The sequence below is a fragment of the Stenotrophomonas sp. LGBM10 genome (genome assembly GCF_046736075.1).
Taxonomy (GTDB): Bacteria; Pseudomonadota; Gammaproteobacteria; order Xanthomonadales; family Xanthomonadaceae; genus Stenotrophomonas.
In genome coordinates this window covers 1792237-1806293 of the sequence record NZ_CP177163.1, presented here as the reverse complement: position 1 = coordinate 1806293, position 14057 = coordinate 1792237, and the positions used below count along the sequence as shown (strand labels likewise).

The window sequence follows — 14057 nt, the reverse complement described above, 5'->3', positions numbered from 1 at the left end:
TGAAATACCTGCTGCTGTGGATGCTGGGCATTCCGATTCCGATCCTGCTGCTGATCGCGCTGTTGCGCTGAGGCGGCCGCCCGGAGACCAGGCAAACAAAAAGGCGGGGAGATCCCCGCCTTTCTGCTGTGTTGCAGGACGCCGTCGATCAGGTCAACGCGATCGACTTGTTCTTGCGTTCGGCCAGGCGCTTTTCCAGGTAGTGGATGTTCTGCCCACCGGCCTGGAAGCCCTTGTCGCGCATGATGCGCTGCTGCAGCGCGACGTTGGTCTTGATGCCGTCCACCACCAGTTCGCTCAGCGCCACACGCATGCGCGCGATCGCGGTCTCGCGGTCCGGGCCGTGCACGATCAGCTTGCCGATCATCGAGTCGTAGTTCGGCGGCACGCGGTAACCACTGTAGATGTGGGTATCCACGCGCACGCCGGGGCCACCCGGCGGATGGAAGGCGGTGATCTGGCCCGGGCTCGGCACGAAGGTTTCGGCATCTTCGGCGTTGATGCGGCACTCGATCGCGTGGCCGGTCAGCACCACGTCGCTCTGCTTGATGCTCAGCTTCTGGCCGGCAGCGATGCGCAGCTGCTCGCAGACCAGATCGATGCCGGTCACCATCTCCGTCACCGGATGTTCCACCTGCACGCGGGTGTTCATTTCGATGAAGTAGAAACGGCCGTCTTCGTACAGGAACTCGAAGGTACCCGCGCCGCGGTAGCCGATGCGGATGCAGGCTTCCACGCAGACCTTGCCGATCTGCTCGCGCAGTTCGGGGGTGATGCCCGGTGCCGGCGCTTCTTCCACCACCTTCTGGTGGCGGCGCTGCATCGAGCAGTCGCGCTCGCCGAGGTGGATGGCGTTGCCCTGGCCGTCGGCCAGCACCTGGATTTCCACGTGGCGCGGATTCTCCAGGAATTTCTCCATGTACACCTGGTCGTTGCTGAAAGCGGCCTTGGCTTCGGACTTGGTGGTCTCGATGGCAGCCTTCAACGATGCCTCGGCATGCACCACGCGCATGCCGCGCCCGCCGCCGCCACCGGCCGCCTTGATGATGACCGGGTAGCCGATCTCACGGGCGATCTTGGTGTTGGCCACGATGTCGTCGCCCAGCGGGCCGCCCGAACCGGGCACGCACGGCACGCCGGCGGCCTTCATCGCACGGATTGCTTCGACCTTGTCGCCCATCAGGCGGATGGTGTCGGCCTTGGGGCCGATGAAGATGAAACCGGACTCTTCCACGCGCTCGGCGAAGTCGGCGTTCTCCGACAGGAAGCCGTAGCCCGGGTGGATGGCCTGGGCGTCGGTGACTTCCGCCGCGGCGATCAGGGCCGGGATGTTGAGGTAGCTCTCCGAGGACGGCGCGGGACCGATGCAGACCGACTCGTCGGCCATCGCCACGTGCTTGAGGTTGCGGTCGACCGTGGAATGCACGGCCACCGTGCGGATGCCCAGGGTGTGGCACGCGCGCAGGATGCGCAGCGCGATTTCCCCTCGGTTGGCAATAACGACTTTGTCGAGCATGGACGGATCCTTAGCCGATCACGAACAGCGGCTGGTCGAATTCGACCGGCTGGCCGTTTTCGCCCAGGATGGCGACGATGGTGCCGGAGACATCGGCCTCGATCGGGTTGAACATCTTCATCGCTTCGATGATCGCCAGCGTTTCGCCGGCCTTGACCTGCTGGCCGACGGTGACGAAGGCCGGCTTGTCCGGGGACGACGAGGCGTAGAAGGTGCCGACCATCGGCGCGCGCAGCACGTGGCCGTCCGGCAGGGCATTGCCCGGCTTGGCGGTGCCGCCGGTGGAGGCTTCGGTGGGCGACTGCATCGGCATCGCCGGGGCGGCCTGCTGGGCCGGGGCCGGCGCCATCATCATCTGCGGCTGGGCCTGGACCATGCCGTAGCCGGAGACCGGGGCGCGCGACAGACGCACGGACTCTTCGCCTTCCTTGATTTCGATTTCGGCGAGGTTCGACTCTTCCAGCAGGTCGATCAGCTTCTTGATTTTGCGGAGATCCATAGGGGCCTCTTGGTTCTTGATGTCAGTGTGGTGGGAAGCGCGGCGCGCTCGGGTCAAAGCAGTTCGTAGAAATCGCGAAGCTGGCGGGTACGGTCGCGGGTGTGCGTGAGCAGACAATGCTGCTCGGCGCCATTGCGCGAGGTGCCGTCGGCATTGAAGGCATACACCGCCCGGCAATCCTGGTCGCGCAGGGTGATCCACGCGCGTTGTGCAGCCAGCAGCTGGGCAGCGGCGGTGTCGCAGTGGGTGCACGCCTTGGAGGCCGCCTGGTCGTGCAGTGCCTGGCGGGCCTGCGCGTAGGTGGCGTTGAGCTCGGCGTCAGCCTCGGCGGTGCGGTCGGAGGCGCACAGGTCGCTCTCCATCGTGCCCTGCGGGTTGGCGCAGTCGATGCCCTCGGCGCTGCGGTCGGCCGCGATGGCGACGCCACACAGGCCGGCCCACAGCAGCACGGTGGCGAGGACGCGCGACAGGGCCATCACGCGGCGGCGGCCGCCAGCCGGGTCAATGCCGCATCCATTGCATAGCGGTAGCTGTCCGCGCCGAAGCCGCAGATCACGCCTACTGCCTTGTCGCTGAAGTAGCTGTGCTGGCGGAACGGCTCGCGGGCATGCGGGTTGGACAGGTGGATCTCGATGAACGGCACGTCCACTGCCGCCAGCGCATCGCGCAGGGCGACCGAGGTATGCGTGAACGCGGCCGGGTTGATCAGGATGAACGCGGTACCGTCGGCACGGGCGGCCTGCACCCGGTCCACCAGCACGTGCTCGGCATTGGACTGCAGGGCATCCAGCGCATGCCCGGCGGCCTGGGCCTGGGCCAGCAGGGCCTGGTCGATCTGCGCCAGCGTGGTGTGCCCATACACCCCCGGCTCGCGGGTGCCGAGCAGGTTGAGGTTGGGGCCATGCAGGACCAGCAGTTTCGCCATGAGTGCCGAACGACGGGAAAGGGCGGCAGTCTGGCGGAACCGGCTGATCGTGTCCAGTTCGGCGAAGTTGCGCGTGTTTCAATCGAACGTTTGAAATATGCGGAGACGATTGGCCTGCGGGAGATTGGTGCGTCTTGTGCGGCTCAGCATAGGTAGTGGGGATTCCCACCACCTATGACGCGCGCTCACCATAGCTAGTGGAGATAGGGTTGCTAGTGGCCGACGGTGGACGTCACGGCCCCAGAGAACGTTACCAGTAATGCTAGCGTCCGCTCTCGACCCTAAGCGAACATCCAAGGGAAGAGCCTCGTTGGTCGAAGAAGGGCGTGTTCAGAGCACGCATGGGACGCACCTACGAGGGTCAAGCGAAGGAACGCCCCCTAGCCCGGGTCCCTGTGTATCCCGCTATAGGTCGGCTTGTTAGCGGGGCAGAGCGGCCCTAAGATCAAGTCGTATCACGAGAATAGCCCACCATGCGGTGCGCTGTGGGTAAGTCGTATAAACGGCCCCTCTGATCCGGCTATTAGGTCATTAGGCGTCACACAGTGGAGTCCAAGTTGAATCTACACCCTGAAAAGCTGCTATAGGCAGCAGCTCACGAGGTCTATGAGTCTGATCAGACCATTGGGAAGTTGCAGACTCTCAGCTTTAACCTGAATTGAGATAACGACTATTTCGATGAAGAGCACGAAATGACAGGGCACGAACTCGAGTGGAGACTTGAGCGTTCTTATATCTGCCTATCTCTTCTGATAGAGCAACTGGGGCTCACAGAATTCCTAAGAAAGTTCGAAGCAGGATTCATGGGTACCGGGGTTGCCACTGCCGGAAGCAGCGACTCGTGGCTTGGAGCGCCCCCTCTGCAGTCGTGACCCTCCTGCGTCCGAGAGCCCGCATCATCAGTTGAGGGACAGGCCGCCCCGAGCTTCAGGGAGAGGCGTGGCCCCAGCTCAGAGGGGCAGCATTGGGGAGCTGAAGCCCAGCCACGTGGCCACCGCTCTGCCCAAAGCGAGCATTGCGCAAGGCCGGGGCGACCTGCAGGAAAGCTAATTCGGCGCCAGTGGAGGTGGCCGGTAACGGATTGGCATCCACTGCCTGTGCTCCTTGCGTCCGGGTGCCTTAAGATGGATGCTCCCGCCCACACACGCAAAGCACATGCTCATGGAAATGTCCAGCACGACTGATCGTTCCGTAGCCGCATCTCGGCTCATGACGATGCTTAAGCTCCAGGACGATATCAACTCAAAGATCAATCCGGCGTGGGTTACGGCGCAGAACGCTTGGTACCGTGCTATCTGGACGGAGTGCGCGGAGATGATGGATCACGTTGGTTGGAAGTGGTGGAAGAAAAAGGAACCAGCTCTTGGACAGGTTCACTTGGAGCTCGTCGATATCTTCCATTTTGGGCTCAGCGAGCTAATCGTCGCCGCTGGCTCTATCGATGACGCTTGGCATGCCAGCCATGCTGCCTATCAACGCATTGAGGCTGCGCCGCAAGGTAGTAAGGCCGAGCAGAGGCAGGTGCTTAAACTCGTTGAGGATTTTTCCTCTTCAACATTGACTACGAAATCTTTCGCATTGGACTCTTTCGCGGAGCTGTGTGCAGCCGTCGGCCTAGTTGGTGACCAGCTGTACAGAACATACATTGGCAAGAATGTCCTGAATGCTTTTCGGCAAGATCACGGTTACAAGGACGGAGGCTACCTGAAGCTGTGGGGTGGGAGAGAGGATAATGAGTGGCTCGCGGAGATCGAGTTAACGATAGATTCTACCTCGGAAACGTTTCCTCAGGAGCTGTATGGCGCCCTGGAGCAAGCGTATCGGGCACACAGTGGCGTACAAGCCAGGTGAACGAAGAGCTCTGGAAATACTTCGTCAGGGTTCGTCTCTGGCCGAGGCAGACGAGGTTTGATCCGAGAGGTTGGATGTCGAACTTCCAGGAGTCGGAAAGGCCGTTCGCCTCTCGCTTACTGGCAGGAGTGACGTTCTTCTCGAATGAACTAGTGATTGCGATGTTTCGAGCGGTCTTCAAGAACCTGTCGCAATCGGTTCTTCGAAGTCGATCAAACTACTTGGCTGCTGTGAACGAGTGGGCATCATTCGTAGACTCCGTCATTATCGTTCGAGTCGCGAGTCAGGCGTCAAGCGAGGCGGATAGCGGCTACATCTTCACGCGACTTGCACGGGATGTGATTGGAATTCCTGAAGAGCGGCTGATGTCGCCGCACGCTGCACTTGAGTGCATTCATCGCGAGCCTCAACAAAATATCGTTTTCGTAGACGATTTCGTAGGAACAGGTGAGCAGTTTGTCGATATGTGGAAGCAAATTCATGAGCTTTCCGATGCTTTTGTATCGTTCGAATCACTCGCTCTCACTTCGGGTGCTGGACGCGTCGGCTTCTACTACATCCCCCTGGTCTGTGCGGAAAGAGGCCGTATCTATATTGCTGAGAACTGCCCACAGGTAAAGCTTCTTCCGGCTCACGTGCTGATGCCGTCCTACAGTGCCTTAGCGACCGATTCCGTCATTTGGCGGGATGATATGGCGATCACTGGCCCACGGTTCATTGAGGATGTGAGCGCACGCGCGGGTTTACGAGATCTAGACGGCGATTCCGGATGTTGGCGCGGTTACCGGAAGCTTGGCTTGACTCTAGCGTTCGAGCATGGAGTCCCTGACGCGACTCTCCCAATTTTCACTGTGGCCAACGACCATTGGAAGCCGCTCATTAGATCAGCGTCATTATGAACGAACGAGACGATACTGTTACAAAAATCAGCAGCGTTCTTGGCCTGTACAAGGCTGAGTGGCTAAATGCAGATCTCTTCAAGCTCTTCACCGAGCCCGGCTATTTTTCTGAGCTAAAGACGCCCAGGCCCTGCGTGCTCATCGGTGGTCGAGGCACCGGCAAGACAACTGTGTTACGTGGGCTGTCCTACCAGGGGCAGTTCGCCTTTGGTGAGAGCAAGAAGGAAGCCATCAAAAGCTGGCCGTTCTTCGGGCTTTACATTCGCGTCAACACCAATCGAGTCACCGCATTTCGTGGTCCAGAGTTAAGCATGGAGCGCTGGCAAGCTTATTTTGCCCACTACATGAACCTTCTCTTCTGCTCTCAGATGCTTGAATTCGTAAGTTGGTACGAGCTGCACACCGGGGAGGGCGTTGTCGTCTCCGAGCACGCACTGAAGCTGTTTAGGGCAACTTTGAACCTACCCGATCTGGGCGGGCTGGCAAAGCTGTCGAATCAGATCCAGATTGCGTTCGTTGACTTCGAGGCATCCATTAATACAGTGGCGGATATGTCCGCGCCGTCATTGTCAATGCAGGGGGCCCCCCTAGATGCGTTGGCAAAAGCGCTTCTCTCCAGCCCGCAGCTTGCAGGCAAACAATTTTTCTTCCTCATCGACGAGTTCGAAAACTTCGAGGACTACCAGCAACGAGTTCTCAATACAATCATCAAGCACGCCACTTCCGACTATACGTTCAAGGTTGGTGTCCGTGAGCTAGGCTGGCGGGAACGCTCTACGTTGAACTCTAATGAGCAACTAACGTCGCCAGCTGACTATGCACGCATTTCAATCTCAGAAGTGCTCGATAGCTCGCGCTTCAAAACTTTCGCTGAGAAAGTCCTGCTGGCGCGCCTTGGTGGGAACGTTTCAGGTGGCGTCGAGTTGCTTCCGCCGGCTGAGATGTTCCCTGGCTACTCCAGCCTTGACGAGGCCGACCAACTTTTGGACGGAGCTGAGAAGGGCAGACTGCAACTCCTGCTAAAAACAAGGCTGCCTTCTGAGACGCTCGAGGCGGCCCTCGCTTTGCCACCAGGTATTCATTATTTTCTCGAATATACTGCTAAGGCACGACAGGTGCCTATAGAAGAGCTGGTTCGGCTCTGGCTTGCTAATGACGCTACACTCAGGAACAACTTCAACAACCACTTCCATGCCTCGCTCTATGCCATTCGCACAGGCAAGCGAGGAATAAGGAAGTACTATTGCGGCTGGGACGAGTTCCTGGCGCTCTGCGAAGGTAACATTCGCTACCTGCTGGAGTTGGTGCATGCTGCTTTCAGGGGGCATATCGAGTCCGGCGGCCTGCCTGAACAGCCGATTTCTCAGAAGCTGCAAACGGAGGCTGCCCAGGCGGTGGGCCGTAAGAACCTTTCAGAACTCGAGGGGTTGAGTGTGGATGGCGCCCGATTGACAAAGCTTCTGCTGAGCTTGGGGCGTGTGTTCCAAGTGCTGGCGGAGTCCCCAGCGGGTCATACGCCTGAAGCCAACCAGTTCCACCTTCGGGAGGAGGCTGCGGCAGATGGCTTAGACGACAAGGCCAGCGAGCTTTTGAAGCAGGCGGTCATGCACTTGGCGCTCGTTCGCTTCTCCGGCAGCAAGCCACTTGACGAGCGCGATACTCGTGCGTACGACTACATGATTCATCCTATATTCGCGCCATTCTTTGTCTTCAGTCACCGCAAAAAGAGAAAGATTCAACTTACTAGTACGCAACTTCTGAGTCTGATTGACAGGCCGCGAGACGCAATCAAAGAAACGCTTGAAAAGAACAATCGAACGGAGTTGGAAGCACTGCCTGACCAACTTCGGTTGTTCGGTGACTACTATGCCTGACATCAGACTTGAGCCGGTTCTGACGGAGACGCACGATTCGGCGGAGCTCTTTCGGCCTGCTTCGGGCAGCACTTACATCTATGGTCTCAGTCACGAGGACCGTAGTGGACACATCTCCGCCTGGCGTGATTTGACTACTGACGTGAATTGCATTGAGATATCGCAAGAGAGTCAGGCGTCATTCCGTGCGTCAGGGATTGAGGTGGAGCTCTTCCTGCGAAGCACTCGAGGGCTGTCGAGGCTCTTTGAGGGGTGCGCTCAGGGCGAACGAATATATGTCGACATCACCGGGCTCACCCATCCAGTGTGGGCAGCCATCCTGCGTGCAGCGCTTATGGCTAGATTCGACGTGCTGGCGGTGTATGTGGAGCCTAGCCAGTATGCGCGTAGCTTGGCGCCCGTTGATGGGCAGATCTACGATCTAAGTATGCGCATAGCAGGCATTGCGCCGATACCGGGATTTACTTGGATTTCTACGAGTCCGAGTGATTTCGTATTTGTGCCTTTGCTTGGCTTCGAGGGTACTCGACTTCGGCACGTCATTGAGCAGGTGCAGCCAAGTGCAGGTAGAGTCGTGCCAGTCATTGGGGTGCCAGGGTTTAAGCCATGGTACGTCTTTGAAACCTATGCGGGAAACCGGGCAGCGCTCGAGGAGGAAGATGCCTGGGAAGCTACCGAGTACGTTCCGGCAAACTGCCCGTTTAGTTGCTACTACATGCTGCAGCAGATTGCGCAGCGGAATCCTTTGGTAATTCTGAAAGTTGCCATGATTGGTACCAAACCCCATGCGCTTGGTGCTGTTCTGTTTGCCATCACCAACCCTCAGAAGATCGAACTTATCTACGATCATCCGATTCGTAAGCCGGGCCGCACAGGAGGCGCCGATCGGTTGTATGTTCATCACATCAGCGCGATTGCAGCTGGCGTCAGTCCGCCTCAGCCAACTCAGATATCGGCATGATAGATCAATTTTATACGCCTCCTGAACTCGCTAAGTCATTGGTGGGATGTCTACCGGTTTCATTTCGTCCGAAGGTAATTGCCGATTTCGCCGCGGGCGAGGGGAGCCTGTTGTGTGCCGGCTCGATCCTGTGGCCAGGCGCCCAAGCGCTGGCCAACGACCTCTCGCCTGCCACCGCCCGATGGCTAAAGGTAGAGTACCCAGAATGGGTAGTCGCCAATGCCGATTTTCTGCATGACCGGTCTGTTCGCTCCTCATCGCTCAAGGGGTGGATTGGGCGTGTAGATTTGGTGCTGCTGAATCCTCCGTTTTCCCAGCGAAAGCGCGCTCCGTTGACGGTCGAGTATCGAGGCGAAATGTTCGGCGTTAGTTTGGCCATGGCGTTCGTGGTACGTAGCCTCGCCTTCGCACATCGAGGCACCTACGTCCTCGCTGTCCTGCCGGATGGGTGCCTTGTAAGTAAGCGCGACGAGCAAATATGGGCTCGTCTTAGACAGGATTTTTATATCGAAGTACTAAGGGATAACTCGAATTCAATATTCGGCGGAGTTCGGGCACGAACTTCTATTGTGAGGTTTTCCCGGACTCAGCAATCGGCTCGTCAGACTCCTTCACTTGGAGGCCGCAGCTTTGAATTGGATACATCGTATGAGGTGAGGCGGGGGCAGCTGCAGATGCACTCCATAATGCCTTCAGAGGCGCGCAGCGCAGTGCCGCTGGTGCACACTTGCCATCTGATAGATGGCCGAGTGGTGAAGTCTGGCGCGAAGGTTCTTGCCAAGAGGCAGGTGTGTGGACCGGCCATCCTGCTGCCTCGGGTAGGCCGTGTAACGCCGGATAAGATTTGTGTACTCGAGGCAGGCGAGACCGTGGCAGTCTCCGATTGTATTATTTCGATAGAGCAGCTCCCTCTTAGAGAATTGCTTGAGTTCCGCCAAGATATTCTTGAAAACTGGGCAATCCTGGCGGGGTCGTACCGAGGAACGGGCGCACCGCACATAACTTTGGAGCGAGCATGTTCGGCCCTCGGTCGGATACGTGTGCTGGGCGCGCGCGCTCGCGCCAAGAATCTCAGGTCTTTGATGACGAATCTAAGGGCTGTCTCTCCTGTGTCTGATCATAAGAGCACTCTAGAGCGTGGCTTGACTTATCCGGCAAAGATTTTCGGAGAGCACGAAGTGCTCGATTGATACTCGTCAATTCGAGGTCGCCGCATCTAGAAAGAGCTTACCCGCGCAGCCCGACGCTCATGGGCGGGCCCTTCCCCATATCCCCACAGCATCAATTCGCCATCCCTGAGGCCGTCGGCAACCAGCGAGAAGGGCAGCATCGCAGCACCCATGTCTGCCTGTGCGGCATCGTTGCAGCTGTGTAAATCTGTGTGCTGAACCGCCCGGCGATGCTACGGCTGCCCCGAGCAGAACCTGCGCCAGTTCACGCCGGCTTGGATGGCCAGCGACATGCAGCAGACGGCCGAGCGCCTCATCAGTGATGGCATGCTGCCGGGCGCTGGTGACGTGGAGCGGCTGATCCCGTTTCTCGGACGGCCGATGCGTACCTATCGCGCGTTCGCGGAGCATATGTCAGTCAGCTAAGGGCCGAACCCCCCGTAAGTAGCCGAATCACTACCGCTTGTCGCCTTCAGCCTTCGCCTTCTAGGCGGCGATAGGCTCCGCGCCACTATGCGCACCCACTATCCCCAGCGTGACAACCAGGAGTTGACAAGTGCTAAGTGCCCGAGTGGAGCCGGCACGCATTGGAGGTCATGCGCGAGCCGATTGAATCCGGTGTTGCCGACGTCAGCCGCGCTGCACGTGCCTAACGATTTTTGCGCGGTCTCAGCTTGTTGCGGTACACATGAACCCGTTCTAGGAGCGCCTTCTCCATGCGTAGAGCTTGCCTAGCTCCACGGCTAGTAGCGTCACCTTTCTTCCCATTGACTTAGTGGACCAGACCCCAGGCTAGAGGCTGGCTTGGACACTCGAGAAGGAGGGGCATTGCCCTCAACTCCGGTAGGGGGTTGTCGACCTTTCCACTGGGACACACCATTCGACGTCACCTCCGTTCGACCGATTGATGCTTTCAATGGAGTTCATGAACATCTTCATCGACACGGTCGCAAGGCCCTGCTCTCTAACCGGGCCGACATGTACGCCTTCTATCGCCTCCGCGGGAATTTCAATTTCAACGTAGGGCACCAGCATTCCATTTCTGGGCCGATATTTGATCTCGCTTATATGCGGTCGAACGATCATCCGAACCTCGCGTTCTTCTTCAAATCCGGCATCCTTGAAAGTTGCGGCTAGCTCAACCAATGCGACCAGTTGGTCGATCAATTCAAGATCGAGGCATCCACCATTCCGGCCCATGCACTCTGATACCTTGGCGCCCGCTTCCGAAGTAGCCCGCAATGCTCGTTCCAGCTTGGAAGCCTTGGTGTACACGCAGGAGCTAAGCTTCAGATCACAGTCTTGCAAGTACTCTCTATTGAAGCAGACTGAGTAGCCCCCGTACCCACGCCACTGGCTCAGAAGATCGTCCTTCTCGCTGAAAGACATAGCAAAAACTGGATCTTCAAGTCGGGCCGCGTCCTCATACTCGCTGAGTGAACTGGCTAAGTACTCAACTGCCTCCTCGGCATAGCGCTTGTCGTAGAACAGTCCATAAGGCTGTTGCTTCAACGCCGCCTGGAGGAACTCGATTCCGTGCAGCAACTCCGTGGAATCGTTCATGAAACGCAGGTCGGTTAGCCAGAGCTTCCGATTGCGGAGTATCGACTGGACGGCGCTTACATCGGTGTAGTGAAATAGCTTCATGGTCTGCCTTGCGATGTTACGAGAAGGGGGGCGAATGGGGCGTAGCCGGCGCGCGACACGATCGTTTGAAGAGGCTTGAAACTAAAGGGTTTAGCTGCCGAAGCAGTGAGGAGGGTTCTACGCCAATATCACGGACGGTTCTAAAAGAGCTGCAACCTTCTGATCCTGCCTGGCGACCCTTCGCCGCATCCTTGGCTTGTGGCGTCGCTCGGTAGTCAAACACATCCGCTCTTGCTGCATCCAGAGTGGGGTAGCTCGTTCGATAGATCCGCTCGCGCTTCAGCATTCCAAAAAAGCCTTCGCAGGCCGCGTTGTCGCCGCAATGCCCCACAGCGCTCATTGAGCAGATCAGCCCGTTAGCGACGAGATACAGCTAGTAGTCACCGCTGCGGAAGTGACTGCCACGATCCGAATGCAGGATCACCTCATCGCTTCCTTGCCGCTGCCAGACCGCCATCTGCACAGCCCGGATCACCATCTGACGGTCCTGCCGAGCGTGCATTGACCAGCCCACAATGCGCTGGTCGTACAGATCCAGCACGATGCACAGATACAGCTTGCCCTGCTGGGTCTTGATCTCGGTGATATCGGTCACCCACTTGGTTTCCGGCTCCGGCGCGAGAAAATCGCGTTCAAGCAGGTTGACCACGCCCGGCGGCGTTACGGACGGGCTGCCACGCTTCCCGCGACGCTTCCGCCGGGGCCAGCCCTGCAGGCCGTCGGCCGCCATCAGGCGCGCGACCCGGTTCAAGCTGGCACGTTCGCCCTCCTCAGCCAGCTCTTCGCGCATGCGAGCAGCCCCCAACGTACCGCGGCTGTCTTCATGCAGTTCGCGCATCCGTACCACCAGGCGCTCATTGCCGACCTGCCGGGCGCTCTCAAGGCGCTTACTCCACTCGTAGTAGCCGCTGGCCGATACCTTCAGGCACCGACACATCAGCAGGATCGGAAACTCGTCGCGGCAACGTTCGATCACCTGATACCTCAGGATGATCCCTTTGCAAAGAACGTCGCCGTTTCTTGCAAAAAATCCCGTTCCTTCGTTACCCGCGCCAGCTCACGCTTGAGGCGTGCCAACTCCTCATCCCGTGGTGTCCCGGTGCCCCCGAAGGCGATAGCTCCCCGGCACTGTGCCTCGCGTTTCCAGCCGGTCAGCACGGTGTCGCGAATTTCCAGCTCCCGGGCCACCTGGGCGCAGGTGACGCCGGGCTGGCTCGCCTGCTCAACCGCACCGCGCTTGAACTCGGCACTGAACTTCCTACGCTTTGACATGAATACTCCTTATGGCCTGGATCGGCCTTCTCGTAAGTGTCCTTGAAAACGGGGTAGAACCCCGGGCATGAGGGGTCCTGCAGGATCGGCTTTATCGGGCCAGTGCGAGCGAGACGGCCAGGAACGCCGCCCAGAACGGCGCCGTGCACAGCACCCACCACGTGAGCCGGCGCGGCGTGCCGGGCCGGGCCAGCGCCACCAGCAGCGCCAGCGGGGGCAGCAGAACCCCGAGCTCGATCACCAGATTACGCCACAGATAGTAGTTGCCGGGCTGCAGTGCACCTGCACTGGGGAGCAGGCCAACGGGCACGGCGACCTCCGCGCCAATGGGCCAGAGCAGTGGCACCGGGTGCGCCCCTACCAGCAGGTCCATGAGCGGGTGGGACAGACCGGCCGCCAGCAGCCAGGCGATGGGCAGGCGGGCGGATGTTGGCCGCCGCGTGAGCCGGTGCACCAGCAGGCTGGCCGCCAGCGCGAAGAGCAGGCTGTGCGTGACCCGTGGCGAGGCGGCATAGCCAAGCAGCCACACCGCCAGATAGTCCAGATCGGGGCAGACGGCCAGAAATGCGAACGGGACCACTGCCCAGTGCGACGGCGCGCACGCCCAGCGGTTGCAGCACAGATAGGCGGTGATGCCGGCGGCCGCGTGGCCAGCGATGGAGGACACAGGAACCCCTCTGAGGTGCAGGCGCCCAGACTGCGCCCGGCGTATGGGGCCACGATGGGGAGCATGTGTGGCGGGGATGAAGCCGCGCGGCGGAAACAGCGTTCCGCCGGCAGCACTGGTCCCGCGCAGGTCCGATGTTACTTTTGGTAGGTAACGTCATCCAAGGATCACTCCCATGCACAGTCTTATCGTCGTCGCCCACCCCAACCCCGGTTCACTCACCCACGCCGTGGCCAGCCGGATCGGCGACGCCGTTCTTGCAGCCGGCACCGGCAACACCGTGGAAATCGCCGATCTCACTGCGGAAGGCTTCGACCCCCGCTTCAATCCGGCCGACAGCGCGCTGTTCCACCAGACCGCCGCCGCGCCCGCCGACGTGGCGGCCGAACATGCCCGTCTCGATCGCGCCGACGCGCTGGTGCTGGTCTACCCGCTGTACTGGTGGTCGTTTCCGGCACTGCTGAAGGGCTGGATCGACCGTGTCTTCACCCAGGGCTGGGCTTACGCCGACAACCCCGATGGCAAGGTGACCAAGAAGCTGCAGCGTCTGCAGGTGCATCTGGTGGGGCTGGGCGGGGCCGGCGCGGACATGATCGAGCGGCGGGGCTATGGCACGGCGATGAAGACCCAGATCGACATGGGCATCTTCGACTACTGCGGCGCGCAGGTGCTGTCGTCCACGCTGCTGCTCGATGCCGACAGCGGTGCAGCCGACGCACACCTGCGTACCGCCGCGGACATCGGACGTACCATTGGGGTCTCCGCCGCCGCATGAAT

The 14057-nt window shown here is 59.6% G+C and carries 13 protein-coding genes and 1 pseudogene; 7 read left to right on the top strand and 7 right to left on the bottom strand.

What is annotated here, in order from left to right:
• Positions 1 to 148: 148 nt before the first annotated feature.
• The 4 genes from accC to aroQ are packed head-to-tail and all read right to left on the bottom strand — an operon-like array spanning position 149 to position 2940.
• The gene (gene accC / locus ACLB90_RS07640; protein WP_411852359.1) at positions 149 to 1516 is read right to left on the bottom strand and encodes an acetyl-CoA carboxylase biotin carboxylase subunit; all 1368 of its coding nucleotides are present in this window, start codon (positions 1514 to 1516) and stop codon (positions 149 to 151) included.
• Between the two features lie 10 nt (positions 1517 to 1526).
• Positions 1527 to 2015, bottom strand: a complete 489-nt coding sequence (gene accB, locus ACLB90_RS07635) for an acetyl-CoA carboxylase biotin carboxyl carrier protein (RefSeq protein ID WP_411852358.1) — start codon at positions 2013 to 2015, stop codon at positions 1527 to 1529.
• A gap of 53 nt (positions 2016 to 2068) precedes the next feature.
• The gene (locus ACLB90_RS07630) at positions 2069 to 2491 is read right to left on the bottom strand and encodes a lysozyme inhibitor LprI family protein (protein ID WP_411852357.1); all 423 of its coding nucleotides are present in this window, start codon (positions 2489 to 2491) and stop codon (positions 2069 to 2071) included.
• Complete coding sequence (aroQ, locus tag ACLB90_RS07625) at positions 2491 to 2940, bottom strand: type II 3-dehydroquinate dehydratase (RefSeq protein ID WP_411852356.1); 450 nt, start codon at positions 2938 to 2940, stop codon at positions 2491 to 2493. The genes ACLB90_RS07630 and aroQ overlap by 1 nt, the downstream gene beginning before the upstream one ends.
• Positions 2941 to 4101: 1161 nt before the next feature.
• On the opposite strand from aroQ, the gene ACLB90_RS07620 reads away from it, so the two are divergent.
• The 6 genes from ACLB90_RS07620 (at position 4102) to ACLB90_RS07595 (ending at position 10347) form a co-directional block, all read left to right on the top strand.
• Positions 4102 to 4791: a dUTP diphosphatase gene (locus ACLB90_RS07620; protein ID WP_411852355.1), complete on the top strand. Its 690-nt coding sequence runs from the start codon at positions 4102 to 4104 to the stop codon at positions 4789 to 4791.
• A 74-nt stretch (positions 4792 to 4865) separates the two neighbouring features.
• Positions 4866 to 5690 (top strand): hypothetical protein, encoded by an 825-nt coding sequence (locus ACLB90_RS07615; protein WP_411852354.1) that lies wholly within the window; start codon positions 4866 to 4868, stop codon positions 5688 to 5690.
• A complete protein-coding gene (locus tag ACLB90_RS07610; protein WP_411852353.1) occupies positions 5687 to 7564 on the top strand; it encodes a hypothetical protein in 1878 nt (625 codons plus the stop codon). The genes ACLB90_RS07615 and ACLB90_RS07610 overlap by 4 nt, the downstream gene beginning before the upstream one ends.
• Complete coding sequence (locus ACLB90_RS07605) at positions 7557 to 8525, top strand: hypothetical protein (protein WP_411852352.1); 969 nt, start codon at positions 7557 to 7559, stop codon at positions 8523 to 8525. Before ACLB90_RS07610 ends, ACLB90_RS07605 begins: the two co-directional genes overlap by 8 nt.
• 1460 nt (positions 8526 to 9985) lie before the next feature.
• Positions 9986 to 10120: a hypothetical protein gene (locus ACLB90_RS07600; RefSeq protein ID WP_411852351.1), complete on the top strand. Its 135-nt coding sequence runs from the start codon at positions 9986 to 9988 to the stop codon at positions 10118 to 10120.
• Between the two features lie 170 nt (positions 10121 to 10290).
• The gene (locus ACLB90_RS07595; RefSeq protein ID WP_411852720.1) at positions 10291 to 10347 is read left to right on the top strand and encodes a hypothetical protein; all 57 of its coding nucleotides are present in this window, start codon (positions 10291 to 10293) and stop codon (positions 10345 to 10347) included.
• Between the two features lie 181 nt (positions 10348 to 10528).
• On the opposite strand, the gene ACLB90_RS07590 is transcribed toward ACLB90_RS07595, so the two are convergent.
• From ACLB90_RS07590 to ACLB90_RS07580, 3 genes and pseudogenes are all read right to left on the bottom strand, one after another.
• Positions 10529 to 11341: a DUF2971 domain-containing protein gene (locus ACLB90_RS07590; RefSeq protein WP_411852350.1), complete on the bottom strand. Its 813-nt coding sequence runs from the start codon at positions 11339 to 11341 to the stop codon at positions 10529 to 10531.
• 117 nt (positions 11342 to 11458) lie between these two features.
• Positions 11459 to 12613 (bottom strand): annotated as a pseudogene (locus ACLB90_RS07585) (IS3 family transposase).
• 91 nt (positions 12614 to 12704) lie between these two features.
• Entirely contained in the window at positions 12705 to 13280 is a 576-nt protein-coding gene (locus tag ACLB90_RS07580) for a metal-dependent hydrolase (RefSeq protein WP_411852349.1), read from the bottom strand.
• 175 nt (positions 13281 to 13455) lie between these two features.
• On the opposite strand from ACLB90_RS07580, the gene ACLB90_RS07575 reads away from it, so the two are divergent.
• Entirely contained in the window at positions 13456 to 14055 is a 600-nt protein-coding gene (locus ACLB90_RS07575; protein ID WP_411852348.1) for an NAD(P)H-dependent oxidoreductase, read from the top strand.
• Positions 14056 to 14057: the final 2 nt, after the last annotated feature.

What these genes read in the sequence shown, in the direction of transcription:
- accC (WP_411852359.1), bottom strand. Translation starts at nt 1,516, where the DNA reads ATGCTCGACAAAGTCGTTATTGCCAACCGAGGGGAAATCGCGCTGCGC.
- accB (WP_411852358.1), bottom strand. Translation starts at nt 2,015, where the DNA reads ATGGATCTCCGCAAAATCAAGAAGCTGATCGACCTGCTGGAAGAGTCG.
- ACLB90_RS07630 (WP_411852357.1), bottom strand. Translation starts at nt 2,491, where the DNA reads ATGGCCCTGTCGCGCGTCCTCGCCACCGTGCTGCTGTGGGCCGGCCTG.
- aroQ (WP_411852356.1), bottom strand. Translation starts at nt 2,940, where the DNA reads ATGGCGAAACTGCTGGTCCTGCATGGCCCCAACCTCAACCTGCTCGGC.
- ACLB90_RS07620 (WP_411852355.1), top strand. Translation starts at nt 4,102, where the DNA reads ATGGAAATGTCCAGCACGACTGATCGTTCCGTAGCCGCATCTCGGCTC.
- ACLB90_RS07615 (WP_411852354.1), top strand. Translation starts at nt 4,866, where the DNA reads ATGTCGAACTTCCAGGAGTCGGAAAGGCCGTTCGCCTCTCGCTTACTG.
- ACLB90_RS07610 (WP_411852353.1), top strand. Translation starts at nt 5,687, where the DNA reads ATGAACGAACGAGACGATACTGTTACAAAAATCAGCAGCGTTCTTGGC.
- ACLB90_RS07605 (WP_411852352.1), top strand. Translation starts at nt 7,557, where the DNA reads ATGCCTGACATCAGACTTGAGCCGGTTCTGACGGAGACGCACGATTCG.
- ACLB90_RS07600 (WP_411852351.1), top strand. Translation starts at nt 9,986, where the DNA reads ATGCAGCAGACGGCCGAGCGCCTCATCAGTGATGGCATGCTGCCGGGC.
- ACLB90_RS07590 (WP_411852350.1), bottom strand. Translation starts at nt 11,341, where the DNA reads ATGAAGCTATTTCACTACACCGATGTAAGCGCCGTCCAGTCGATACTC.
- ACLB90_RS07575 (WP_411852348.1), top strand. Translation starts at nt 13,456, where the DNA reads ATGCACAGTCTTATCGTCGTCGCCCACCCCAACCCCGGTTCACTCACC.